This is a genomic window from Paraburkholderia sp. SECH2, assembly GCF_030464795.1.
Classification (GTDB): Bacteria; Pseudomonadota; Gammaproteobacteria; order Burkholderiales; family Burkholderiaceae; genus Paraburkholderia; species Paraburkholderia aspalathi.
On record NZ_JALPRH010000006.1, the window covers coordinates 165,971 to 190,398 of the forward strand.

Annotated in this window: 19 protein-coding genes; 11 read left to right on the top strand and 8 right to left on the bottom strand. The window is 61.4% G+C overall.

Annotated features, from left to right (window positions below):
• Window positions 1-59: 59 nt before the first annotated feature.
• The 5 genes from folD to fixL all read right to left on the bottom strand — a co-directional run bounded on the left by folD (window position 60) and on the right by fixL (window position 7,134).
• Complete coding sequence (gene folD / locus M0D66_RS13720) at window positions 60-920, bottom strand: bifunctional methylenetetrahydrofolate dehydrogenase/methenyltetrahydrofolate cyclohydrolase FolD (RefSeq protein ID WP_266210903.1); 861 nt, start codon at window positions 918-920, stop codon at window positions 60-62.
• 243 nt (window positions 921-1,163) lie between these two features.
• Complete coding sequence (locus tag M0D66_RS13725; protein ID WP_266210904.1) at window positions 1,164-2,105, bottom strand: DUF2950 domain-containing protein; 942 nt, start codon at window positions 2,103-2,105, stop codon at window positions 1,164-1,166.
• A gap of 20 nt (window positions 2,106-2,125) precedes the next feature.
• Complete coding sequence (locus tag M0D66_RS13730) at window positions 2,126-3,448, bottom strand: DUF3300 domain-containing protein (protein ID WP_200650636.1); 1,323 nt, start codon at window positions 3,446-3,448, stop codon at window positions 2,126-2,128.
• Window positions 3,449-3,976: 528 nt separating this feature from the next.
• A complete protein-coding gene (gene fixJ / locus M0D66_RS13735; protein ID WP_011488992.1) occupies window positions 3,977-4,621 on the bottom strand; it encodes an oxygen response regulator transcription factor FixJ in 645 nt (214 codons plus the stop codon).
• Window positions 4,618-7,134, bottom strand: a complete 2,517-nt coding sequence (gene fixL, locus M0D66_RS13740) for an oxygen sensor histidine kinase FixL (RefSeq protein ID WP_054038009.1) — start codon at window positions 7,132-7,134, stop codon at window positions 4,618-4,620. The genes fixJ and fixL overlap by 4 nt, the downstream gene beginning before the upstream one ends.
• Window positions 7,135-7,409: 275 nt before the next feature.
• On the opposite strand from fixL, the gene aceE reads away from it, so the two are divergent.
• The 3 genes from aceE to lpdA all read left to right on the top strand — a co-directional run bounded on the left by aceE (window position 7,410) and on the right by lpdA (window position 13,894).
• Window positions 7,410-10,106 (top strand): pyruvate dehydrogenase (acetyl-transferring), homodimeric type, encoded by a 2,697-nt coding sequence (aceE, locus tag M0D66_RS13745; RefSeq protein WP_093633567.1) that lies wholly within the window; start codon window positions 7,410-7,412, stop codon window positions 10,104-10,106.
• 86 nt (window positions 10,107-10,192) lie between these two features.
• The gene (aceF, locus tag M0D66_RS13750; protein WP_266210905.1) at window positions 10,193-11,845 is read left to right on the top strand and encodes a dihydrolipoyllysine-residue acetyltransferase; all 1,653 of its coding nucleotides are present in this window, start codon (window positions 10,193-10,195) and stop codon (window positions 11,843-11,845) included.
• A 273-nt stretch (window positions 11,846-12,118) separates the two neighbouring features.
• Window positions 12,119-13,894: a dihydrolipoyl dehydrogenase gene (lpdA, locus tag M0D66_RS13755; protein ID WP_200617824.1), complete on the top strand. Its 1,776-nt coding sequence runs from the start codon at window positions 12,119-12,121 to the stop codon at window positions 13,892-13,894.
• A gap of 339 nt (window positions 13,895-14,233) precedes the next feature.
• Here the strand turns inward: lpdA and M0D66_RS13760 are convergent, their stop codons facing one another.
• Window positions 14,234-14,806: a phasin family protein gene (locus M0D66_RS13760; protein ID WP_054038013.1), complete on the bottom strand. Its 573-nt coding sequence runs from the start codon at window positions 14,804-14,806 to the stop codon at window positions 14,234-14,236.
• 779 nt (window positions 14,807-15,585) lie between these two features.
• Here M0D66_RS13760 and pbpG point away from each other — a divergent pair.
• A complete protein-coding gene (pbpG, locus tag M0D66_RS13765) occupies window positions 15,586-16,770 on the top strand; it encodes a D-alanyl-D-alanine endopeptidase (protein ID WP_093633563.1) in 1,185 nt (394 codons plus the stop codon).
• A gap of 104 nt (window positions 16,771-16,874) precedes the next feature.
• On the opposite strand, the gene M0D66_RS13770 is transcribed toward pbpG, so the two are convergent.
• Entirely contained in the window at window positions 16,875-17,681 is an 807-nt protein-coding gene (locus M0D66_RS13770) for an IclR family transcriptional regulator (RefSeq protein WP_093633562.1), read from the bottom strand.
• Window positions 17,682-17,861: 180 nt separating this feature from the next.
• On the opposite strand from M0D66_RS13770, the gene M0D66_RS13775 reads away from it, so the two are divergent.
• Window positions 17,862-18,584, top strand: a complete 723-nt coding sequence (locus M0D66_RS13775; protein WP_211706223.1) for a (Fe-S)-binding protein — start codon at window positions 17,862-17,864, stop codon at window positions 18,582-18,584.
• A gap of 157 nt (window positions 18,585-18,741) precedes the next feature.
• The gene (locus M0D66_RS13780) at window positions 18,742-20,157 is read left to right on the top strand and encodes a lactate utilization protein B (protein ID WP_211706224.1); all 1,416 of its coding nucleotides are present in this window, start codon (window positions 18,742-18,744) and stop codon (window positions 20,155-20,157) included.
• 82 nt (window positions 20,158-20,239) lie between these two features.
• On the opposite strand, the gene M0D66_RS13785 is transcribed toward M0D66_RS13780, so the two are convergent.
• Window positions 20,240-20,791: a hypothetical protein gene (locus M0D66_RS13785; protein ID WP_211706225.1), complete on the bottom strand. Its 552-nt coding sequence runs from the start codon at window positions 20,789-20,791 to the stop codon at window positions 20,240-20,242.
• A 274-nt stretch (window positions 20,792-21,065) separates the two neighbouring features.
• Here M0D66_RS13785 and M0D66_RS13790 point away from each other — a divergent pair, with 274 nt between their 5' ends.
• From M0D66_RS13790 to iscU, 5 genes are all read left to right on the top strand, one after another.
• Window positions 21,066-21,305 carry a hypothetical protein gene (locus M0D66_RS13790; RefSeq protein WP_211706226.1) on the top strand — a complete coding sequence of 80 codons (240 nt, stop codon included), beginning with the start codon at window positions 21,066-21,068 and terminating at the stop codon, window positions 21,303-21,305.
• A 119-nt stretch (window positions 21,306-21,424) separates the two neighbouring features.
• A complete protein-coding gene (locus M0D66_RS13795; protein ID WP_211706227.1) occupies window positions 21,425-21,922 on the top strand; it encodes a low molecular weight protein-tyrosine-phosphatase in 498 nt (165 codons plus the stop codon).
• 141 nt (window positions 21,923-22,063) lie between these two features.
• Entirely contained in the window at window positions 22,064-22,594 is a 531-nt protein-coding gene (iscR, locus tag M0D66_RS13800; protein WP_028199491.1) for a Fe-S cluster assembly transcriptional regulator IscR, read from the top strand.
• A 74-nt stretch (window positions 22,595-22,668) separates the two neighbouring features.
• The gene (locus M0D66_RS13805; RefSeq protein WP_093633556.1) at window positions 22,669-23,892 is read left to right on the top strand and encodes an IscS subfamily cysteine desulfurase; all 1,224 of its coding nucleotides are present in this window, start codon (window positions 22,669-22,671) and stop codon (window positions 23,890-23,892) included.
• A 72-nt stretch (window positions 23,893-23,964) separates the two neighbouring features.
• Window positions 23,965-24,378, top strand: a complete 414-nt coding sequence (gene iscU, locus M0D66_RS13810) for a Fe-S cluster assembly scaffold IscU (RefSeq protein WP_093633555.1) — start codon at window positions 23,965-23,967, stop codon at window positions 24,376-24,378.
• The last annotated feature ends 50 nt before the right edge of the window (window positions 24,379-24,428 follow it).

The window sequence follows — 24,428 nt, forward strand, 5'->3', positions numbered from 1 at the left end:
GCCGGGGTTTGACAGTTTGAACGCCGCCGAAATCACTCCGCCGGCATGAACCCTCAGCTTTACGCCTTTGCCGCCGCTTCGCGCTCGGCGGCTTCGATCGTGTTGACGAGCAGCATCGTGATGGTCATCGGACCGACGCCGCCCGGCACCGGCGTGATGTAGCCGGCCACTTCCTTGACACCCGCGAAATCGACGTCGCCGCACAGCTTGCCGGCTTCGTCGCGATTCATGCCGACGTCGATCACGGCCGCACCCGGTTTCACCATGTCCGCCGTGAGAATGTTGCGCAGGCCCGTGGCGGCGACCACCACGTCAGCGTTGCGGGTATGGGCAGCCAGATCGCGCGTCTTGCTATGGCAGATCGTCACGGTAGCGCCCGCTTCGAGCAGCAGCAGCGCCATCGGCTTGCCGACGATATTCGAGCGGCCGATCACCACCGCGTTCGCGCCTTGCAGCGGAATCTCGTAGGCCGCCAGCATTTTCATCACGCCGTACGGCGTGCACGGGCGGAACAGCGGGCGGCCGGTCATCAGCGCGCCGGCATTGGCGACGTGAAAACCGTCGACGTCCTTTTCCGGGGCGATCGCCTCGATCACCTTGTGGCTGTCGATATGCGGCGGCAACGGCAGTTGCACCAGAATGCCGTGGATGCGCGGATCGCGATTCAGCTCGTCGATGCGCGCCAGCAGCTCGGCTTCCGGCAGATCGGCCGGATAGCGGTCGAACGACGAACCGAGGCCGTTGTCATGGCACGCCTTGACCTTGTTGCGCACATAGACTTCGCTGGCTGGATTGTCGCCGACCAGCACCACGGCGAGGCCCGGCTGATGCCCGCGGGCGGTGAGGGCGGCGGCGCGCGTGGCGACGTCGGCGCGCAGGGTCTTGGAAAGGGCTAGGCCGTCGATCAGTTTGGCTGTCATGGTCGGTCGAGAAGGGCGGTTTGGAAAGCGGAGCAGGGCACAGGCGCGCGTGCGCGGCACGTGCGATGGCGCTTTTCACCGGAAACGGGTCGGCACATGAAAAGCGCGCGGCGCGAATCAGGGATAAGCAGCGCTGCAAAGTCCGTCATTATACCGGCCCGGCTTGCCGTGCCATGTACGGATTCCGGATGCGCCGACGCGCCGGAATCCGCGATGCCTCCAACCGTCGAGCGACTTGTCCCGCTACTCCTGCACAGCCTGCCAGCTATCGTCCGGGTCGAACGATTTAATGGCGGCCGCGGCACGCGCGGATTGCGGCCCAAGGTTCTTCTGATAGACCTGACCGTCCTGATTGACGATAAAGCTCATCACGCCGGTCTTGCCGTACTCGGCCGGCGAGGCGATCAGACCGAACCCTTTGGTCAGCACGCCGTTCTCGATGTAGTTCTGCGCGCCCCCCTTCGCGTGCGCACCTTGCGCCGTCAGGATCCGATAGTGATAGCCGTGGTAGGCCTCTTTCGGCAGGGTGCCGTTGGGCATGGTGGCGGCGAGCGGTCCGAGCGGGCTTTCCGTTTCGCCGGGCGCCGTTGCCCAATACAGGCCGTCATGCTGGCCCTGCGTACTGACGAAGCGCTGTGCGTAGTGCTGGGTCAGGTTGTGATAATCGTTCTGCGCGTCGAGATAGGCGAGCGAGGTCAGGATCGCCGCGTGTTCGTTGCGGCCGATGCGGCGCGTCAGCATCTCGTCCTGCGCGGCGGGCGGATCGAAACGCCAACCCTTGCCAGCCTGCACGAGCGGAATCGGCAAGGTCCAGCCACTGTCGCCGACGGCCAGATGCGCGGTTGCGCGACCCTTGCTCTTCGCCGGGTCCTCGATGATCTGATGTCCCTTCGACCATGCGCCAAGGAACTGGTAGATGTCGTCCTCGCCGATTCCTTCGGAAGGAATGTAGCGATGAAAATCGTTGCCGAGCACGTGTTTGAGCGCGCCTTCGTCGTTGCGGGCCAGGGCGTCGACGAACGCATTGGCGGCGTCGTCGGCCGTGGGATAGACCGCCTGCGCGTGTGCGGCGGTCGTGCCGAGCAGAAGTACCGGCGCCACCAGCAGGGTGCCGGTCGTGCCGAGGGCGACGGCGAGTGTGAGAACGTGGGCGCGCAAGGCGCCGCGTGGGAATAAGCGAATCATCAGAGACTCCTCTTGATCGTTCAACGGTTGCGGCCGAGGTGGCGCTCACCGCCGCCGCCACCGCCCAGTCTGCCGCCACCACCGCCGCCGCCGAAGTTGCCACCGCCGCCGCGCTGGACGCCGCCGCCGTTTGCACCGAGACCGCCGCCCGTGCGTTGCTGACCGCCGCCATTGGCGCCGAGGCCGCCGCCGGAACGGTTCGCGGCAGCGTTGCGGCTCGCCTCGCCACGCTGCGTATCCTGGCGCGCGGCATTGCCGTCGCCGGCGCCGCGTAACGCGTTATCGCGATTGGCGTTCTGCGCGCGGTTCTGCAAATCGGCGTTCTGCGTGCCACCCTGGTGAATCCCTTGCACGCGTTGGCTCGCATTGCCGCTCAGGTTCTGGCCGGTTCGGTTCTGCAAGGTCTGCTGCGCCTGGGCACGTGCGGCGTCGTCACGGCCGCGATAGGCATCGCGCTGAGCGCCGCTGAGGTTGTTATTGACGTTGCGGTTGATGTTCGCGTTGTTGACGTTGCGATTGACGTTGGTGTTGCGGTTCCAGTTCGTCGTGCTGCTATTCACGTTGAGCCGGTTGTTCACATTGATGTTGTTGTAGTGGTTCACGTTGATGTTGACGTCGTGCGTGTTCCAGTTGAAGCCTCCCCACAGCGAATTGGCAACCGCGACACCGGCGCCGAACGCGAGGCCGGCCGCCAACCCGCTTGCGATTGCATAACCGGGCGGCGGTGGCACATACACGGGTGGGTAGGCGGGATAGGGCCATGTGCCGTAGACCACAGTCGGGTTATAGGTAGGCACGTAGACCACTTGTGGATTGGCCGGCACGATCTGAATCGTGCTTTGCTCGACCACAACCTTTTGTTGCGAGCTCGTCTTCAGATTGCCTGCCGCTTGCGCCTGTTTGCGCAGGCGTTGCACGGAGTCCATCACGTCATTCGACTGGCCAAGAAAGGCCGTGCCGAGTTGCGCGACCCAATCGGGTTTCGACGCCATCGTTGCGAGGACCTGCGGGAAGGCGACGAGTGACTGCACGCTCGGGTCCCAGGGCTCCGACGCGACCGCTTTGACGGCGTCGTCGCCTTGCAACTTCGAGTTTGCTTTCGACCACGCGGCTGCGGCCTGCACGTCTTGCGGGAAGGTGGCGGCCATCAGCACTTGCGCAAGCAGTGCATCGGGATAAAGCGCGATGGGCGCAGTCAGCGAATCGAGTTGCTGGTTCGACAGCTTCGCGGCGCTTTGCGCATAGACCGCGCTCGGCATGGTCAGACCGACGAAGAATGGTGCGCCCGCAAGTGCGGCGCAAACAAGCAACACACGCGAACGGTGTGTTCCGGATCGTTTCACGATGAAATCCTCCCGGCTGCGTTAGACGCGCGAGATCGATGCGCAGCGCATGCTGCGTTGCTTTCGCGCGATGGAATGGAGAAGGCAGCGAATAAAGCGAGTAAAGGTCGGCTCAGCTTCGCTTGAACCGTTCGATAAGACTGATGCCTCAGCAATGCGGCCGAACCGCTTTAACCGATTTGCGCCGCAAGGCGACGCCGCATACGACAACGACAGCACATGTGTCCTGTGTTCATCGGGCATCAAAGATTCCTGCTAAGGAGTTCTTTATAAATTAAGGGGCGCAGTGAAGCTTGTCAATCTTGTCGGAGGAAAGAAGTTATTGCCGCGCAGCGTAAGCGTTTGCTGAGTAATGCGTAATGATTACGGGATAAAGATGCGGTGCGGATGCGCACGCGTCGAACTATGCCGCGCATCGCTGTAGCGAAGCGGGAGAAGGGGGAAGGAGAATGGAACAGACCGGACTTTTCGACAGTCCGGCCGTTGAAACTCAGTAACGAGCCGCGGGCCGCGCCGCGGTCGTTAAGTTTATTGCGCCGGTTGCGGCTTGTTCGACAGCGCCAGTCGCAGCAGATCGGCGACCGTGTTGACGTTGAGCTTTTCCATGATGTTCGCGCGGTGCGCTTCAACCGTCTTGATGCTGATGCCGAGGTCGTCGGCGATCTGCTTGTTCAGGCGGCCGGCGATGATGCGCTCGAGCACCTGGTGTTCACGCGCGGTCAGCTTGCCGAGACGTTCGGCCGCTGCGCGTTGCTGCTGCACGCTGGTGCTTTCGCTGCGTGCCTTGTCGAGCATGCGCTCGACCAGCTTGCGCAGTTCGGCTTCGTCGAACGGTTTTTCGATGAAGTCCATGGCGCCTTTTTTCATCGTCGACACAGCCATCGGCACGTCGCCATGGCCCGTCACGAAGATGATCGGCAGCGACGCGTTGTCGGCGATCAGGCGTTCCTGCAACTCGAGCCCGCTCATGCCGGACATCCGCACATCGAGAATCAGACACGCGATCTGGCCCGGATGCGTATGCGGCTGCCATGCGTCGATGAACTGCTCGGCGCTGGAGAAGCATTGCACGCGGTAGCCGTTCGCCTCCAGCAGCCAGCGCAGCGAATCTCGCACGGCCTCGTCGTCGTCGACAACAAATACCGTTTCCTGTGTGGTGACTGGGCTGTTCATATCTCTCCCGTAACGGTTTGTGGTTTCGGCGCCTCTGACCCGCCGTTGCTCGGGCCGTCAGGCTCTCCAATGGGCAGACTGCAATGGAACGTGGCGCCTGTGATGTGGCCGTCAGATTCGACGTTGTTAACCACCCACAGACGGCCGCGGTGCGATTCGATAATCGAACGGCAAATGTTCAGCCCCATGCCCATACCATCGGACTTGGTGCTGTAAAACGGTTCAAACAGACGCTCGGCCGTCGCTTCGTCGACACCCGGTCCCTGGTCGACGACGCTGATGCAGACAAACCCGCTCTCCAGTCGCACGACGACGCGAATCACCGGGTCGACCGCATTCGGACGCGCATCGTGCATGGCCTCGACGCCGTTCTTCAGCAGGTTCACCAACACCTGCTCGATCAGCACCGGGTCGACGTAAATCACCGGCAGGCGCGAGCGCAGATCGGTCACGATGCGAATCTTGCGCTTGCGCGCTTCGAGTTCGGCGAGACCCACGGCATCGGCGACGATATCGGCCACGCGCGTAGCCTGGCGTTTCGGCTCGCTGCGTTTCACGAACTCGCGAATGCGCTTGATGATCATGCCAGCCCGCACTGCCTGTTGGGCGGTTTTCTCGAGCACGGGCAGAAGATTGTCAGGCGTCGTTCGACCGGATTTAACCAGTGCCACGGTTCCAGAGCAATAGTTATTGATCGCGGCGAGCGGCTGATTCAGTTCGTGCGCGAGCGAGGAGGCCATTTCACCCATCGTCATCAGGCGGCTGGTGAACTGCAGCTTCTCGTCCTGCTGACGCGAGAGTTCCTGAGCCTGCTTGCGGGTGGTGATGTCGGTCGCGATCTGCATCTGCGCGAGGTGGCCATCCACCCACTGGATGTACTGGCGGCGCACTTCGAACCATTTCTGAATGCTTTGCACGTAGACTTCCTGCGCGTCGGCGGTGCTTTCGGTCAATGCGGCGGCCGGCAGACCCGCGTATGCATCCACCATATCGATCGAATCAGACGACGCCTGTGCGCTATCGAACCCGCCACCCGCCAATTCCAGATGGCCGTCCGGGCGAATGCCGAAGAGATGCCGGTAGTAGCGGTTAGCGAACAGTAACTCGGCTTCGTCGGCGGCCAGCACGGAGACGGCGGCGTCAAGACTTTCGAGGACGGTTGTGAAGCGTTCGTGTGCTGCGGCGAGCTCCTCGCGCGCGCGCTTCGGTTCGGTAATGTCGGTCATCGACGACATCCAGCCGGTCTGGCGGCCCGAGCTGTCGATCAGCGGCGACACATAGAGGCGTGCATGGAAGAGCGATCCGTCCTTGCGGCGCACCCGTAATTCGAAGCCCGAAGAGGGCGCCTTGCCGCGCAGCGTCATGTCGAGCTGGCGTTGCATCTCAGGATAGGCGTCGCGCGGCCAGTAAGCGAACGGCGCGTTCTTGCCGACCAGATCGCTTTCGTCCCAACCGGTCATGCGGCAAAAGGCCGGATTGACGTGAGTGATGCGGCCGTGCATGTCGAGCACGCGCATACCGATCAGCACCGAGTTTTCCATTGCGCGGCGAAAGAACGCTTCGGCGTAGAGCGCCTGCTGCGCCTCGAAACGTTGCCGCGTGTGCTTCCACAAGCTCCACAGACTCCACAACACGAAGCACGACAGGCCGGCCACCAGCCAGACCAGCGTGTTGTTGGTGAAGTTGGTCATCTGCGGGAACGCGTAGACGCGTACCGAGACGCCCTGGCCCGGCGGGTCGAGCGGCAGATCGTAGAACATGTCGCGCGGCAGGCGCGGGCGGGTCGACGTGGTGGTCAACTCGCGGTTGTTCACGTCGATGATCGAGATTTTGTATTTCGCCGACAACTCGGGCGGAATGTCGTGCTTCAGGATGCCTTCCACCGAGAACACGGCGGCAATCGTGCCGAGGAAGTCACGGTCGCGGTAGACCGGCGTCTGCAGCGTGATGTAGCCGTTGCCGAGGTCGTCGTAGATCAGCGGTGAGTACACCTGGCGGCGCGTATTGCGCGCCTCGTTGAAGGCGGCTTTGACGGCCTCGTCCATCTGCGCGTCGTTCGGCTTGGCGAGACGCTGGCCGAACACGGGGAGTGCAGTATTGGGCCAGCGCGGTTGCTGCAGGCTCGTGTACCAGTTCATGTAGAGGATCTCGGGATGCCCCTGCATGATGTCCGTGGTGGACACCTGGAATGAATGCGGATCGGCGTGGCCGGCGACGAGATCGCGGGCGAGGGCCTGAATCTGTTCCTGCGCGCCCGTCATGGACAGGCGGATCTGCTGCTGCGCCCACGCGACGTTGCGATAGAGCGTGTCTTCCTGCTGCTGCTGTTCGCGCCGGTTCAGACTCCACAGAATCAGGCTCATGACGACCAGGAAAACCAGGATCGACAGCAGCGGCGTGAGCAAATAGGAGTTCGACCACCACGGTCCGTGGTGCCAGCGGGAGGACGGCGTCGAATCCGCCGGCGAACCAGCGGTGCGCGCCGAGCGAGCGAAAAGCCGTTCGGTCAACATGCGTGGCATTGTAGCGCAGCGAGTCACTAGCAAATGGCGCAAAAAAGCGCTGAAAGAACCGTTATTCGGCGCAAACTAGCCGACGTATCGGTCGATCGGCAGTCAAATCAGGTTGCGCCGCAACAATTTTCCGCATTATGAGATTCGATCTCGTGATTCGAAATTTTTGTTGCGCAGACGTCGGGACCCCTTTTACAATCGGCCGAAGCTGCCGCGGCCGTGCTTCGTCCGCGTCGTCTGTTCAAAGAGCGTTCCTCTATATCCAGGAGACGAGCATGTCCGCTGTACCCGACGAAGTCATGAAATATGTCGCTGCCGAAAAAGACGACGATCCCCAGGAAACCGGCGAATGGCTGGAAGCGCTGGATGGCGTGATTTCTGCTGTGGGCCCCGATCGCGCTCACTACCTGATCGAGAAACAGATCGAATTCGCCCGCGTACATGGCGAACATCTCCCGTTCTCTGCAAACACCCCCTACATCAATACGATTCCCGTGTCGCGTCAGGCGCCGATTCCCGGCGACCAGGACCTCGAACACCGGATTCGCTCGTACACGCGCTGGAACGCCATCGCCATGGTGCTGCGCGCGGGCAAGGATACGAACGTCGGCGGTCACATCGCCTCGTTCGCGTCGGCTGCCACGCTGTACGACGTCGGCTACAACCACTTCTGGCACGCACCGTCCGCTGAACATGGCGGTGACCTCGTGTTCGTGCAGGGTCACTCGTCGCCGGGTGTCTACTCGCGCGCGTTCCTGCTCGGCCGTCTGACCGAAAACCAGCTCGACAACTTCCGTCAGGAAGTGGGCGGCGAGGGCATCTCGTCGTACCCGCACCCGTGGCTGATGCCGGACTTCTGGCAATTCCCGACCGTCTCGATGGGCCTCGGCCCGATCATGGCGATCTATCAGGCGCGCTTCATGAAGTACCTGCAGGCGCGCGGCATTGCGAAGACCGAAGGCCGCAAGGTCTGGGCCTTCCTCGGCGACGGCGAAACGGATGAACCGGAATCGCTCGGCGCAATCGGCATGGCCGGTCGCGAACGCCTCGACAACCTCGTGTTCGTGATCAACTGCAACCTGCAGCGCCTCGACGGTCCGGTGCGCGGTAACGGCAAGATCATCCAGGAACTCGAAAGCGAATTCCGCGGCGCCGGCTGGAATGTCATCAAGGTCGTCTGGGGCAGCCGCTGGGATGCGCTGTTTCAACGCGACAAGTCGGGCGCGCTGATGCGCCGGATGATGGAAGTCGTCGACGGTGAATATCAGACATACAAGTCGGAGTCGGGCGCGTATGTTCGCGAACACTTCTTCAATACGCCTGAACTGAAGGCGCTGGTTGCCGAGTGGTCCGACGAAGAAATCTGGAACCTGAACCGCGGCGGCCACGATCCGCACAAGATCTACGCAGCGTTCTCGGAAGCTTCGAACTCGCAGGGCCAGCCGACCGTCATCCTCGCGAAGACGATCAAGGGCTACGGCATGGGCGAAGCCGGCCAGGCGATGAACATCACCCACCAGCAGAAGAAGCTGCACGTCGATCAGCTGAAGAAATTCCGCGATCAGTTCCGTCTGCCGATTCCCGACGAAGACCTCGTCAACGTGCCGTACCTCAAGTTCGAAGAAGGTTCGAAAGAACTCGAGTACATGCGCGCTCGCCGTCAGGACCTCGGCGGCTATCTGCCGGCGCGTCGTCAGAAGGCCGAGTCGCTGCCGGTGCCGGCGCTCGACGCGTTCGAGCCGCTGCTGAAGGGCACGGGCGAAGGCCGTGAGATCTCCACGACGATGGCGTTCGTGCGGATTCTGAACATCCTGCTGAAAGACAAGGCGCTCGGTAAGCGCATCGTGCCGATCGTGCCGGACGAGTCGCGTACCTTCGGTATGGAAGGCCTGTTCCGTCAGATCGGTATCTGGAATCAGGAAGGCCAGAAGTACGTGCCGGAAGATTCTGACCAGCTGATGTTCTACCGCGAATCGGAAACCGGCCAGATCCTGCAGGAAGGGATCAACGAAGCCGGCGGTATGTGTGACTGGATCGCAGCCGCGACGTCGTACTCGACGCACGGCGAGATCATGATCCCGTTCTACATCTTCTACTCGATGTTCGGCTTCCAGCGTATCGGCGACCTGGCATGGGCGGCGGGCGACATGCGTTCGCGCGGCTTCCTGCTGGGCGGCACGGCTGGCCGCACGACGCTGAACGGCGAAGGCCTGCAACACGAAGACGGCCACTCGCTGCTGTGGGCGGCATCGGTGCCGAACTGCATCAGCTACGACCCGACGTTCGGTTATGAACTCGCGGTCATCATGCAGGATGGTCTGCGTCGCATGGTTGCTGACCAGGAAGACGTGTACTACTACATCACGGTGATGAACGAGAACTACGAGCACCCGGCGATTCCGCAGGGCGATGCTGTAGCGGCCGACATCATCAAGGGTATGTACTCGTTCAGGAAGGCCGATGCTGATAAGAAGGCACCGCGCGTTCAGCTGATGGGCGCAGGCACGATCTTCAACGAAGTGATTGCCGCTGCTGACCTGCTGAAGAACGACTGGGGCGTCGCTGCCGACCTGTGGAGCGTGCCGAGCTTCACCGAACTCGCTCGTGAAGGTCACGAAGTGCAGCGTTGGAACCTGCTGCATCCGACGGAAGAGAAGAAGGTCTCGCACGTCGAGAAGCTGCTGAAGGACGCACAAGGTCCGGTCATCGCTTCGACCGACTACGTGCGCGCGCTGACCGAGCAGATCCGCGCGTTCGTGCCGCAGAAATTCGTCGTGCTGGGCACGGATGGCTACGGCCGTTCGGACACGCGTGAAAAGCTGCGTCACTTCTTCGAAGTCGACCGCTACTGGGTCACGGTTGCCGCGTTGAATGCACTGGCAGATGAAGGCACGATCGAACGCAAGGTCGTCGCCGAGGCGCTCAAGAAGTACAACCTTGATCCCGCCAAACCCAACCCGATGACCGTCTAAGGCATCATTCCCCGTGTGCCACGGCGTGCGCGCCTGCTCCTGATCGACAGGAGCGGGCGGCGTGCGCGGCCCAGGAGACACTAACAATGAGTCAAGCGATCGAAGTCAAGGTGCCGGACATCGGCGATTACAAGGACATTCCTGTGATCGAGGTGCTGGTGAAGGCGGGTGACACCGTCGAGAAAGAGCAATCGCTCGTTACGCTGGAGTCCGACAAGGCGACCATGGACGTGCCGAGCTCGGCTGCCGGCGTCGTCAAGGAAGTGAAGGTCAAGGTTGGCGATAACGTGTCAGAAGGCTCGCTGATCGTCGTGCTGGAAGGCGCGGGCGCTGCGGCTGCCGCACCGGCTCCGGCGCCTGCCGCTGCAGCAGCTCCGGCTGCTGCGCCTGCCCCGGCTGCCGCACCCGCTGCTGCCGGCGGTGGCCTGCAGGAAGTCAAAGTGCCGGATATCGGCGACTACAAAGACATTCCCGTGATCGAAGTCTCGGTGAAGGTCGGCGATCGCGTCGAGAAAGAGCAGTCGCTGGTGACGCTCGAATCCGACAAGGCGACCATGGACGTGCCGAGCTCGGCCGCCGGTGTCGTCAAGGAACTGAAGGTCAAGGTCGGCGATACCGTGTCGGAAGGCTCGGTCATCGTCGTGCTGGAAGCGGATGGCGCGGCTGTGCCGGCTGCGGCCGCCGCACCTGCGGCGAAGCAGGAAGCGCTCGAGAAGCCGTCGGATGCGCCGGTTGCTCCTTCGCCTGCGCCGGCTTCGCCGTCTGCGCTTGCACAAGCGCCGCTGATTCAAGCTGGCGAGGGTGGTGCTCGCCGCGCGAGCCACGCTTCGCCGTCCGTGCGCAAGTTCGCGCGCGAACTCGGTGTCGACGTGACGCAGGTACAGGGCACGGGTCCGAAGGGCCGTATTACGCAAGCGGATGTGACCGGCTTCATCAAGGGTGTGATGACGGGTCAGCGTGCTGCACCGGCAGGCGCTGCTGCGCCGGCTGCTGCGGGTGGCGGCGAATTGAATCTGCTGCCGTGGCCGAAGGTCGACTTCACCAAGTTCGGCCCGGTCGATCCGAAGCCGTTGTCGCGCATCAAGAAGATCTCGGGCGCGAACCTGCATCGCAACTGGGTCATGATTCCGCACGTCACGAATAACGACGAAGCGGACATCACCGATCTCGAAGCGCTGCGCGTGCAGTTGAACAAGGAAAACGAAAAGGCCGGCGTGAAGTTCACGATGCTGGCGTTCGTGATCAAGGCGGTGGTTGCTGCCTTGAAGCAGTTCCCGACGTTCAATGCGAGCCTCGACGGCGACAACCTGGTGTTCAAGCAGTACTACCACATTGGGTTTGCTGCTGATACGCCGAACGGCCTGGTCGTTCCGGTGATTCGCGACGCGGACAAGAAGGGCTTGATCGATATCGCGAAGGAAATGACCGAGCTGTCGAAGGCTGCGCGTGACGGCAAGCTGAAGCCGGATCAGATGCAAGGCGGCTGCTTCTCGATTTCTTCGCTGGGTGGGATTGGCGGGACTAACTTCACGCCGATTATCAATGCGCCGGAAGTTGCCATTCTCGGGTTGTCGCGTGGCGCGATGAAGCCGGTTTGGGATGGCAAGCAGTTTGTGCCGCGTCTGATTCTGCCGCTGTCGTTGTCGTATGACCATCGGGTGATTGATGGTGCTGCGGCGGCGCGGTTCAATGCGTATCTGGGTGCGATTCTTGCCGATTTTCGGCGTGTGATTCTTTGATGTGGTGATGGCGTTGCGCGGGGCGCGGGGTTTGTTTGTTTTTTTCTGTTTATCCGCGTCTCTCTGTAGAACCTGCTTTCTTGGTGGTCTATTAGCGTTGCCCCTGTGCGGGGCGGCACCTACTTTTCTTTGTCTTCCAAAGAAAAGTAGGCAAAAGAAAGGCGCGTCCTTGGGCGGACAGCAAAGGAAGTTGCTGTTCGCCGCGCTGCCTGCTTTTAGGCTGCTTTTTTCTGGTTCTTCGTCTCATCACGATCAATAAGAGAAGGGGACACTATGAGTCTCGTCGAAGTAAAAGTGCCGGATATCGGTGACTTCAAGGACGTCGATGTCGTCGAAGTCAATATCAAACCGGGCGATGTCATCGAGAACGAGCAGGCGCTGATGACGCTCGAGTCCGATAAGGCCTCCATCGAAGTGCCAAGCGATACCGCCGGCACCGTCAAGGAAGTTCGCATCAAGGCCGGCGACAAAGTCTCGCAAGGTACGGTCATCGCGCTAGTCGAAACGTCCGCAGACGCAGCACCGGCTAAGGCGCCTGAGAAAGCGCCCGCTCCGGCAGCAGCGCCTGCACCGGCGCCGGCGCCTGCGTCCAAAGCGGCAGCGCCCGCGCCGCAAGCCGGTAGCTTCTCCGGCAGCGCGGATATCGAGTGCGACATGCTCGTGCTTGGTTCGGGCCCCGGCGGTTACTCGGCTGCGTTCCGCTCGGCCGATCTCGGCATGAAGACGGTGCTCGTCGAACGTTATTCCACGCTCGGCGGCGTCTGTCTGAATGTCGGTTGTATCCCGTCGAAGGCGCTGTTGCACACGGCCCTTGTTATCGATGAAGCGGAAGCGCTCGGCTCGCATGGCATCACGTTCGGCAAGCCGCAAATCGATCTCGACAAGCTGCGCGACTTCAAGTCGGGCGTCGTCAAGAAGCTCACTGGCGGTCTCGCCGGCATGGCCAAGATGCGCAAGGTCGAAGTCGTGACGGGTACCGGCTCGTTCGTCGATCCGTATCACATGGAAGTCGTGACGGACGGCGGCAAGAAGGTCGTCAAGTTCAAGCAGGCGATCATCGCCGCGGGCTCGGAAGCGGTGAAGCTGCCGTTCATTCCGGAAGATCCGCGCGTGGTCGATTCGACCGGCGCGCTGGAGTTGCGTCAGATTCCGCAACGCATGCTGGTGATCGGTGGCGGCATCATCGGCCTGGAAATGGCGACGGTCTACGCCACGCTCGGCGCAAAGATCGATGTGGTCGAAATGCTCGACGGCCTGATGGCCGGCGCGGACCGCGATCTGGTCAAGGTCTGGGAGAAGTACAACAGCAAGCGTTTTGCCAACGTCATGCTGAAGACCAAAACCACCGCAGCGGAAGCGAAAGACGACGGCATCTACGTGTCGTTCGAAGGTGAAAAGGCCCCGGCCGAAGCGCAACGCTATGACCTCGTGCTGGTCGCTGTCGGCCGTACGCCGAATGGCAAGAAGATCGGCGCGGACAAGGCAGGCGTGGCCGTGACGGACCGAGGTTTCATCGACGTCGACAAGCAGATGCGCACCAACGTGCCGCATATCTTCGCGATCGGCGATATCGTCGGTCAGCCGATGCTCGCGCACAAAGCCGTGCATGAAGCTCACGTCGCTGCGGAAGTCGCTCATGGCGAGAAGGCGTACTTCGATGCACTGCAGATTCCGTCAGTGGCCTACACCGATCCTGAAGTGGCGTGGGCCGGCAAGACGGAAGATCAGCTGAAGGCCGAGGGCGTCAAGTACGGCAAGGCGGTGTTCCCGTGGGCAGCCTCGGGCCGCGCTATCGCCAACGGTCGCGACGAAGGCTTCACCAAGCTGTTGTTCGACGAAGAAACGCATCGCGTGATCGGCGGCGGGATCGTCGGGTTGAACGCCGGTGACCTGATCAGCGAAGTGTGCCTCGCAGTCGAGATGGGTGCGGACGCAACGGATATCGGTAAGACGATTCACCCGCACCCGACGCTCGGTGAATCGATCGGTATGGCCGCCGAGTTGTACGAAGGCGTCTGCACTGACTTGCCGCCGCAGAAAAAGAAGTAATGCTGCTGACCCCGCCTGCATGCAGACAGGCGGGGTCGAAAAAGTAGAGGCAAAAAAAACGGCGCGCCCCGCAAGGGGCGCGCCGTTTTTTTGTGCAGCAAGCAGCGTAGAGCGTTTATCGCGAAGCGACGCATGTAACATGCGCCGCGCATCTCAGGCAGCGGGAAAAAAAATCCCGGCCTTTCGCCGGGCAAACGATACGTCATTCAACGTATCGGAGCGTTCGGCCAGATGAAACCGTGTGAGCGGCAACGGCACGACGCAGTTGCTTGCATGTTGTTGCTGCAATCGCGCCGGCCCTGCCATGAGGCGAGGCCGGCGTGATGTGCGGCTTGAAACTTAGACTGCCTTCTTTGCCGAGCGCGATGCTTGTGCAGCGGCTTGCGATGCTGCCTTCGATGCGGCCGTTGCGGCTGCATTGAAGTTGCTTTCAGCGATTTCGACAGCTTGCTTGGTTGCCTTGTGGACCGTTTCGTACGTGGTGTTGGCGGCGGTGATTGCCGACTTCAGCACGGCGACAGCGGTTTCCGAACCGGCCGGGGCATTCTTCGCAACGTTTTCGACGAGCGACTGGACCTTGCGGTTTTGCTCTTCGAATTGGGCTTCTGCGACGCGGGTGAACTCACCTTGCGTTGCCGAAACGATCTCATACACGTGACGGCCGTACGACAGCGCCTTTTCAGCCACCGGCTGTGCGAGGCTAGCTTGCAGTGCCAGCAGTTCCTGCGCGTCCTTTACCGACAGGGCGCGTTGGGCATTTTCCTGGCTTTCCGCGAGCGTCGATTTCACGACTTGCAGGTTCAGTTCAACCAGCTTTTCGACGCCTTCAAATGCTTTGGTCGTCAGGCCGAACAGCGTTTCAAAGTTGGCTTTCTGGGCTGCAGCGAATTGCTCAGGGGTCAGCAGAGTCATGGTTTACGCTCCTGGATCGCGGTCTGTCTGTGCGGACCGCATTGGGTTGGTGGCGAGACGCTCTCAGATCGTCTCCCCGGACCGCGATGTTTTGTGCATCGCAGCAATGGTTCCCATTTTAGGATGGTGTTAACGAATGTCAAGTGTTTTTTGTGCGTCGCACAATATTAAGAAATTACTGATAAAACAATACCTTATGCGGTGGGCATGACATTCGTTTGACGCAGGTTGATTTGTCCGTTGCACCGCTCTGGTGCAGAATAAATCTGCATTTGTTACCGATTTCAGGAGGGATTTTGACCGCGCGATGCGACCCGGTGCGGGTGGAATGGCAAATCGGCGTTTGACAAAAAACCCGTCGATTGCCCTTCCCGATGTAAACCAGAAAGTGTCACGGAACGTTAATGCTCTATGCCGGTCGAATGCGCGTTGGCGGTCTCCAGCAGGTGTTTAACAGCCCGCGGCAGGACTCGCTCGACGTCCCGGCGTGCCGGCAAGGCTTTACGTGCCTGCGCTCTGACCGTATTTCCCCTGATCAAGGTTGTCTCGAAATTGCCGTTATGCTGAAAGAATCGGTACGATTCCGGCATTTGGCGGCAAAGGCGAGGCGAAGCGCGTTGGCGATCGTTTTTTTCGATCGGAACGTGGCACTTATTTGTGTTTTTGCGATCGGAGCTTACAAGCCGGTTTAAGGAGCGCGTATAAGTGCTTCAAATTGCTAATTTTTCGTTGTTTTACTACACTTGCGGAAACCTCTTGCCGCTCCCTACTGAACACCCATGAAAACCGACATGTTTTCGTCGCTAAAAGTGATCCACGGCGCGGCTCGCAGCACCGCTCTGTCGGTGGCCGTCTCCATGGTCATCGCAGCGGCGTTCGCCACGCCTGTCAGCACTTTTGCCGCCACGCCCGCCACCACGGCAAAAACCTCCAAACACGCGAAAGCGGCCAAAAAGCCCGCCGCGGCCCCGGCTGACAAAGTGTCGAGCAAGAAGGCCGCCAAAGGCGCCGCTGCGAAGACCGTGGCCGCTGCAGATGACGACGCGCCGCGCGCGAGCGTCAAGCGCAAGCGCGTGACGTACTCGTCGAACGGTCGTCACCACTCGGTGATGCGCCGCGTCGCGTACGAACCGCGTCCGCCTACCGTCGGCCAGGCTTTCGGTCTGCACGACACGCCGGACGCGCTGATGCTGCGTTCGAGCGTCGCCTATGTGATCGATCAGAACACCGGCGAATCGCTGTTCGACAAGAATTCGCGCGCCGTGGTGCCGATCGCGTCGATCACCAAGCTGATGACCTCGATGGTGGTGCTCGACTCGAAAGAGCCGATGACCGACCAGATCGAGGTCACCGACGAAGACCGCGACTACGAGAAGAACACCGGTTCGCGTCTGTCGGTGGGCTCGGTGCTCTCGCGTGAAGACATGCTGCACATCGCGCTGATGGCCTCGGAAAACCGCGCGGCCGCCGCGCTGTCGCGTTACTTCCCGGGTGGCCGTCCGGCGTTCCTCGCGGCAATGAACGCGAAGGCCAAGCAACTTGGCATGACCGATACGCACTTTGAAAACCCCACGGGTTTGACGAGCCAGAACGTTTCGAGCGCGCGCGACCTCGTGAAGATGGTCAACGCGGCGTATCAGTATCCGATGATCCGCAAGTTCTCGACCGACCACAGCTACGAGGTGTACACCGGCAAGCGTTCGCTGGCGTACAACAGCACGAATGCACTGGTGCGTAACCCGACGTGGGACATCGGTCTGCAAAAGACCGGGTTCATCAACGAAGCGGGCGAGTGCCTCGTGATGCAGGCGACCATTCACGGCCGTCCGATGATCATCGTGCTGCTCGATTCGTCGGGTAAGTACTCGCGCTTTGCGGATGCGACGCGTCTGCGCACGTGGCTCGACAACGGTGGCGATCAGCCGCGCATCACCAGCGCGGATGCTGGCGGCTCGGGTACCTGAAGCCGCCCTGGCATCATCTCGCGGCCGGTTTTCGAACCGGCCAGAAAAAAAGCCTCGCAGATGCGAGGCTTTTTTATTGCGTCGGAGGACGCGTGATCACCCGCTTATGCGTGCTGGGGATGCGTATGCTCCTGTGGCGTCTGAGGGCGATAACCCAGCGACGCGGAAATCAGCAGCGCCGTTTGGCTGAGCTGCCCCAACCACGAGTCCTGCAAGCGATCCGCCGGGGCCGACAGCGACAGGCCCGCAACCAGTTTGCCGGTGTCGTCGTAAATCCCCGCTGCGATGCAGCGCACGCCCAGTTCCAGTTCTTCGTTATCGCGCGCGCAGGCCTGCTGGCGCACGTGCGACAGCTCACGTTCGAGCTTGGTCAGATCGGTGATGCTGTTCTGCGTGTGGCCGGACAGTCCGGTACGCGTGGCGTAGGCGCGCACGCGGGTTGATTCGTCCGCAGCGAGGAAGAGTTTGCCCACCGAGGTCAGATGCAGCGGCGCCCGCCCGCCAATCGCTCGCACCACCTGCATGCCGGAGCGCTCGGAGTAGGCGCGTTCTATATAGACGATCTCGTCGCCCTGACGCACCGACAGGTTCACGGTCTGCCCGGTTTGACGGTGCAGTTCGCGCATCGGCGTGAGTGCAGCGTCGCGTACCGAGAGCCGCGCCTTCACCAGATTGCCCAGTTCGAGCAGGCGCATACCGAGACGGTAAGTGCCGGGATCCGACCGGTCGACCAGCCGGCACATCACCATGTCGTTCAGGATGCGGTGCGCGGTGGACGGGTGCAGCTCCGTGCGGATGGCGAGTTCTTTCAGGCTGACCGGGTCGCTATGCGCAGCGAGTGCATCGAGCAAGCGCATCATGCGTTCGATCACCTGGATCGAAGTTTTGGGATCCGGGTTCGTATCGCTCATGGGGAGGAATCGGTTGACGCGTCAAACAGCGGAAATTGATTGTATCCCGTATTGTGAAAAGATGGAAAGCAGTTGGAACGTCTATTCCAATTTAACGTGGCATTCGTCTTATGCCTTCCGGCCGTTGGTATTGTGCGGCAAACAGCGGATAATCAGGGACGTTTTCCCGAAGGAGGGCTCATGCGAGTCGGATTGTTCGTCACCTGCCTGATCGACCTGATGCGTCCGGAAATCGGTTTTTCGGTCATCAAGCTGATCGAAGGCGCCGGTTTCGAGGTGGTGGTGCCGCCCGCGCAGACCTGTTGCGGGCAGCCCGCGTACAACTCGGGTGAGCGGCGCATCGCGCGCGATCTGGCCGAGAAAACCCTGCGTGAATTCGAACAGTTCGACTATGTCGTGGTGCCGTCCGGTTCGTGCGGCGGGATGATCCGCGCGCATTACGGCGACCTGTTTGCCGACGATCCGGAGTTGATGAACCGCTTCGGCCGCTTGCGCGCCAAAGTGTTCGAGTTGACTGATTTCCTTGTCAACGTGGCCAAGGTGCAATTGCAACCCGGTGAGTTCGCGGGCCAGGTGACGTACCACGATTCCTGTTCGGGGCTCCGCGAACTGGGTGTCAAAATGCAGCCGCGCGCGCTGCTGGCGCAGGTGGGCGTGGCGGTGACCGAAATGAAGGATTGCGAGCACTGCTGTGGCTTTGGCGGCACCTTCGCGATCAAGTACGGTGACATCTCCACGGCAATCGTCGATGAGAAATGCGCGAATATCGGCGCGAGCGGCGCCGGCACGGTGGTGCTCGGCGACCTCGGTTGCATGCTGAATATTGAAGGCCGCTTGCGACGCACCGGCGATACCGCTACACGCGTGCTGCACATCGCTCAGGTGCTGGCGGGCGACGCGTAACGATCGTCGCAGCATCCAGAACGCGCAGTTGATTCGGTACACGCCATTTCGCGCGCTTCACTCGTTCATTTGATTCGCTTTTCGCTCGCGCATTTCAACAGCGCGTTTCACTTGTTTTTTTCGTTCGCGCTTTCACTCGAATACGCTCAAGGCCGCCATGCAAGTCCAATCGATGCATTTCAAGGCCCGCGCGGGCCAGAAACTCGCCGACCAGCGTCTGCAGCAGAACCTGACCAAGCTGTCGACCAAGTTCGTGTCCGCCCGCGCTGCGGCCATGACCGCGATCGATTTCCCCGCCACCCGCGCAGCGCTGAAGGAGCGTCGCAATCGCGCGCTGGAAAATCTCGACGTCTGGCTTGAAACCTTCGAACGTGAAGCGACCCGGCGCGGCGTCACGGTCCTGTTCGCCGAGACGACGCAGGAGGCCGCGCGCCTTGTCGGCGATATTGCGCGCCGGCACGAGGTGAAGAAGGTGATCAAGACCAAGTCGATGGTCACCGAGGAAATGCGCCTGAACGAAGTGCTCGGGCAGATGGGCGTGCAATCGATCGAAACCGATCTGGGTGAATACATTCTGCAGATCAACGACAACGAGCCGCCCAGCCACATCATCGCGCCGGTCGTCCATAAAGATAAGGAGGAGATCGCCGACCTGTTCGCGAAAACGCACGGCCGGCCGCGTCTGACCGAGATCACCGACATGACCCGCGAAGCGCGCGAGATGCTGCGTCCGCACTTCATGACCTCGGACATGGGCGTGACCGGCGGCAACTTCGTGGTGGCGGAGACGGGTTCGGTCGTGCTGGTCACGAACGAGGGCAACGAGGGCATGTGCACGGTGATGCCACGCGTGCATGTGGCGGTGACCGGCATCGAAAAGGTGTTGCCCACGCTGGAAGATCTCGCGACTGCAATGCGTTTGCTGCCGCGCTCGGCAACCGGTCAGGCGACGTCCAACTATTTCTCCGTGCTGACCGGGCCGCGCGGCGCCGGCGATCAGGACGGCCCCGAGCATATGTACGTGGTGCTGGTCGACGGCGGGCGCACGGGGCTGATCGGCGGCGACTTCCAGGACATGCTGCGCTGTATCCGCTGCGGCGCATGCATGAATCACTGCCCGGTGTATCAGAAGGTGGGCGGTCACGCCTACGGCTGGGTTTATCCGGGGCCGATGGGGTCAGTGCTGACGCCGAGCTACGTCGGGATCGACAAGGCACTGGATCTGCCTCAGGCGGCGACGTTGTGCGGCGAGTGCAACAGCGTGTGTCCGGTAGGCATTCCGTTGTCCGATCTGCTGCGCAAGCTGCGCGAAAAGCAGGTCGAGCGGCATCTGCGGCCGTGGCGCGAGCGGGCAGGGCTCGCAGTGTGGGGCTTCCTCGCATTGCACCCGGACGCTTATGCGCTCTTCACCAGGCTGGCGGTTCGCGTGCTGGAAAGAATGGGCGGGCGAAATCGTTCGATTGCCAGGTTGCCGCTGGGTGGAGCGGGCTGGACCAACACGCGGGATATGCCGGCGCCGGTCGGCCGGACGTTCAGAGAGTTGTACGCCGCGCAACGCAGCCATATTGGTTGAGCGAGCAGCGCAGCGTTGAGGTTTTGCGCGGCTCATACAGGAAGCGCGACGCGAGACTACGCCCGCGTCGCGCCCCGCCGGATCAATGGTCCGTCATCCCTGGCTGGCGGCCGTTATTGCTTCTGGCCTGCGAATTCCCGCCATTGCCGCGACCACCGTTGTTGCCTGCCTGTTGTGGCGGAGGCGGCGGTGGGTTGCCTGCTCCCGGCCGCGGAGCATTAGATCCGCTCGGTCCTCTCGGCCCGCCAACCGCACCTTGAGGGGGCGGCCCCCCATGCTGCCCGCCGCCGTTCGGCTGACCATGCCAGCCGTTATCTCCCCGGTTGTTGTTTCCATCGTTGCCGTTATTCGGCCGCCCGCGGTCCGGATAACCCGGGTAGCCCCGATAGCCGGGCCCGGGCCCGTAATAGCGGCCGGGCCCATCGTAGTAACCGGGGCCCCCATAATTGCTGTAGCCCATGTAGACGTTGGTCTGCGGCACAACCGGCACGCCGGTGGCATAGCCATCGTAACCGTCATAGCCGCTGTAACCGCCGCCGTAGCCGGCCATCGGCGAGCCGTCCGGATAGACCGCGCAGCCGGCTAGCAACGCAGCAGCGACCATCAAACCGGCGAGTGGAGCAATACGTTTCATTGGAACGACCAGTGCGAAGATTTCATATCTGTAAGACAGCTATTATCGCTAAGCGTCGCACCAGCTTTGTATTCGTTTGTAAGGATTTCTTTTTCATGCCATGACGCAGGTCAGCGTCGTAGCGGCAGAGACAGGCCAGTTAATGGACTGTTCCATCCAGCGCAACGCTGTATCTCGCGCCAGTAGGTTTTTCCCGATTGTAAATTCCTATAGCATTTCGACTGGGCATAGTGGGTCACGAACTCACGAGCCCCTAATCGGAAGAAACCACATCATGAAAAAGACAATATCGGTGTACTGGCCCCTCGCCATCGTTGTGCCGCTTGCTGCGGCAGCCTATCTGCACATTTCCGGCGACGCGGCTTCGCGCGCCTCGCAGGCTCCGCTCGCCGCTGACCAACTGACCGCGGAACTGGCGCGCGCCGTCTCGTACGGCATGGTCGACAACACGACGACGTTGCCGGCCAAACCCATGCACGCTGTCACGGCAATGCCGGCGGCTGAAGCGTCGTAAGCGTCTTAGCGGCGTCCTGAGCGCGCGTAGCCTCCGGCGCGATCTGGTCGACCTTTGTATAATCGCGCCACCGTTTCCTAACTGCCGATCCGCGGGCGTTGAGCGTCCGAAAGCCTCTGATGAAAACCGTGTCCGTCTGCTTTGTCTGCCTGGGGAACATCTGCCGTTCGCCGACCGCGGAAGGCGTGATGCGCCGTCTGGTCGACGAGGCGAAGTTGACGGAGCGCATTCTGATCGATTCCGCCGGCACGGGCGACTGGCACATCGGCCAACCGCCTGACGACCGCGCGCAGCACGCGGCTGAACAGCGGGGTTATGAGTTGGCCGCCTTGCGCGGCCGCCAGGTCGCGGCTGCGGACTTCGAGCGTTTCGATCTGCTGATCGCAATGGACGACAAAAACGTCGCCGCGCTGCGCCAGATCTGCCCGGCGGAGCAGCGCGACAAAATCCGTCTGTTGATGGAATTCGTGCCTGAGACGGACGGCCGCTGGGGCGGCGCTCGCGAAGTCGTCGACCCTTATTTCGGTGGCGCCGAAGGGTTCGAGCAGGTACTGGATCAATGCGAAGCAGCCTGCCGCGGACTGATCGCAGCGTTGCGTCCCCAATTGATCACGTAAGACTGGCGGGTCATCGCCGAAGTCTGGACCGGCTTATCCAGCAATTAAGCAAATGACCCAAATCACGATAGGGATACTTGACTAATTCAGTCATGTATTTATACTTGACCAAACTTGTCGAGAATTGCGGTTCCCACACATATGAGACTCACCACGAAAGGCCGTTTCGCCGTCACGGCGATGATTGACCTGGCACTGCGCCAGGAGCAGGGCCCGGTGACGCTTGCGGGTATCAGCCAGCGCCAACATATCTCCCTGTCCTATCTCGAGCAGCTGTTTGGCAAGCTGCGTCGTCACGAAATCGTCGAGTCCGTGCGCGGACCGGGCGGCGGCTACAATCTGGCCCGCCGTGCTGAAGACGTGACCGTCGCCGACATCATCATCGCGGTCGACGAACCGCTCGATGCCACCCAATGCGGCGGCAAGGGCTCGTGCGAGGGCACCAAACAGCACGATGGCCACTGCATGACGCATGAATTGTGGTCCACGCTGAACCAGAAAATGGTCGAGTACCTCGATTCGGTGTCCCTGAAAGATCTGGTCGATCAGCAGCGTTCGCGCGAAGGTGCGCCGGCGGTGTTGCGCGACCGGCGCAACGAGGCGCCGGCGGTCGAACCCGCTCGCGTCGTGCCGAAAGGGCCTAATTCAGTTTTCAACATGGCCGGTTCCTAGGCGCGGCAATCTGAACGCACCGCAGCCTGATCAGGAAACCAGAAGCCAGAGCAATGACGTCCCCGGAGCAATTGATGAACAACGACACTCTCCACCTGCCCATTTACATGGACTACAGCGCGACGACGCCGATCGATCCGCGCGTGGTGGACAAGATGATTCCGTACCTGCGCGAGCAGTTCGGCAACCCCGCGTCGCGTAGCCACTCGTATGGCTGGGCCGCGGAGCGCGCGGTCGAAGAAGCGCGCGAGAACGTCGCCGCACTGGTGAATGCCGATCCGCGCGAGATTATCTGGACCTCGGGCGCAACGGAGTCGGACAACCTCGCGATCAAGGGTGCGGCGCACTTCTACAAGAGCAAGGGCAAGCACATCATCACGGTGAAGACCGAGCATAAGGCTGTGCTCGACACCTGCCGCGAACTCGAGCGCGAAGGCTTCGAAGTCACGTATCTGGACGTGAAGGACGACGGCCTGATCGACCTCGAAAAGTTTAAGGCCGCGCTGCGCCCGGACACGATTCTGGTGTCGGTCATGTCGGTGAACAACGAGATCGGCGTGGTCCAGGACATCGAGGCGATCGGCGAGATCACCCGTGAAAAGGGCATCATTTTCCACGTCGACGCGGCGCAAGCCACCGGCAAGATCGCGATCGATCTGCAGAAGCTGAAGGTCGACCTGATGTCTTTCTCGGCGCACAAGACGTACGGTCCGAAGGGCATTGGCGCGCTGTACGTGCGTCGCAAGCCGCGTATCCGTATCGAAGCGCAGATGCACGGCGGCGGTCACGAGCGCGGCATGCGTTCGGGCACGCTGGCTACGCACCAGATCGTCGGTATGGGCGAAGCGTTCCGTATCGCGCGTGAAGAAATGGCAACGGAAAACGAACGCATCCGCATGCTGCGCGACCGTCTGCTGGCCGGCCTGTCGGAGATGGAAGAAACGTATGTGAACGGCGACATGGAAAAGCGTGTGCCGCACAACCTGAACATCAGCTTCAATTTCGTCGAAGGCGAATCGCTGATCATGGCGGTGAAGGACGTGGCGGTGTCGTCGGGTTCGGCGTGTACGTCGGCTTCGCTGGAACCGTCGTATGTGCTGCGCGCACTGGGTCGTAACGACGAGCTGGCGCATAGCTCGATCCGCTTCACGGTGGGCCGTTTCACGACCGAGCAGGATGTCGACTACGTGATCAACCTGCTGAAGACCAAGATTTCGAAGCTGCGCGACTTGTCGCCGCTGTGGGAAATGCACAAGGACGGGATCGATATTTCGACGATCCAGTGGGCAGCGCACTGACGCGCCAGTTTGGACGACGTCGAATTTATCGAATTGCAAATTGCAGGTTGAAACGGATCAAGGAGTCTCATCATGGCTTATAGCGACAAGGTTCTGGACCACTACGAAAACCCGCGCAACGTTGGTTCCTTCGCGAAGGACGACGATGCAGTCGGCACGGGCATGGTCGGCGCGCCGGCATGCGGCGACGTGATGAAGTTGCAGATCCGCGTGGGCGCGGACGGCATCATCGAAGACGCGAAGTTCAAGACGTACGGCTGCGGTTCGGCGATTGCGTCGAGCTCGCTCGTCACCGAATGGGTGAAGGGCAAGACGCTTGATCAGGCAATGTCGATCAAGAACACGCAGATCGCCGAAGAACTGGCGCTGCCGCCGGTGAAGATCCACTGCTCGATCCTCGCGGAAGACGCGATCAAGGCAGCGGTCGCCGACTACAAGCAACGTCACGGTGAAGCAGTCGTCGAAAGCGACAAGCAACACGCGTAAGCGGCGAGTGGGTGCTCGTTAGAGTGCGCATTTGGGTAAGTCGAAGCGGA

Coding starts and splice junctions, on each gene's coding strand:
- folD (WP_266210903.1), bottom strand. CDS start 920: ATGACAGCCAAACTGATCGACGGCCTAGCCCTTTCCAAGACCCTGCGC.
- M0D66_RS13725 (WP_266210904.1), bottom strand. CDS start 2,105: ATGATTCGCTTATTCCCACGCGGCGCCTTGCGCGCCCACGTTCTCACA.
- fixJ (WP_011488992.1), bottom strand. CDS start 4,621: ATGAACAGCCCAGTCACCACACAGGAAACGGTATTTGTTGTCGACGAC.
- fixL (WP_054038009.1), bottom strand. CDS start 7,134: ATGTTGACCGAACGGCTTTTCGCTCGCTCGGCGCGCACCGCTGGTTCG.
- aceE (WP_093633567.1), top strand. CDS start 7,410: ATGTCCGCTGTACCCGACGAAGTCATGAAATATGTCGCTGCCGAAAAA.
- aceF (WP_266210905.1), top strand. CDS start 10,193: ATGAGTCAAGCGATCGAAGTCAAGGTGCCGGACATCGGCGATTACAAG.
- lpdA (WP_200617824.1), top strand. CDS start 12,119: ATGAGTCTCGTCGAAGTAAAAGTGCCGGATATCGGTGACTTCAAGGAC.
- M0D66_RS13760 (WP_054038013.1), bottom strand. CDS start 14,806: ATGACTCTGCTGACCCCTGAGCAATTCGCTGCAGCCCAGAAAGCCAAC.
- pbpG (WP_093633563.1), top strand. CDS start 15,586: ATGAAAACCGACATGTTTTCGTCGCTAAAAGTGATCCACGGCGCGGCT.
- M0D66_RS13770 (WP_093633562.1), bottom strand. CDS start 17,681: ATGAGCGATACGAACCCGGATCCCAAAACTTCGATCCAGGTGATCGAA.
- M0D66_RS13775 (WP_211706223.1), top strand. CDS start 17,862: ATGCGAGTCGGATTGTTCGTCACCTGCCTGATCGACCTGATGCGTCCG.
- M0D66_RS13780 (WP_211706224.1), top strand. CDS start 18,742: ATGCAAGTCCAATCGATGCATTTCAAGGCCCGCGCGGGCCAGAAACTC.
- M0D66_RS13785 (WP_211706225.1), bottom strand. CDS start 20,791: ATGAAACGTATTGCTCCACTCGCCGGTTTGATGGTCGCTGCTGCGTTG.
- M0D66_RS13790 (WP_211706226.1), top strand. CDS start 21,066: ATGAAAAAGACAATATCGGTGTACTGGCCCCTCGCCATCGTTGTGCCG.
- M0D66_RS13795 (WP_211706227.1), top strand. CDS start 21,425: ATGAAAACCGTGTCCGTCTGCTTTGTCTGCCTGGGGAACATCTGCCGT.
- iscR (WP_028199491.1), top strand. CDS start 22,064: ATGAGACTCACCACGAAAGGCCGTTTCGCCGTCACGGCGATGATTGAC.
- M0D66_RS13805 (WP_093633556.1), top strand. CDS start 22,669: ATGAACAACGACACTCTCCACCTGCCCATTTACATGGACTACAGCGCG.
- iscU (WP_093633555.1), top strand. CDS start 23,965: ATGGCTTATAGCGACAAGGTTCTGGACCACTACGAAAACCCGCGCAAC.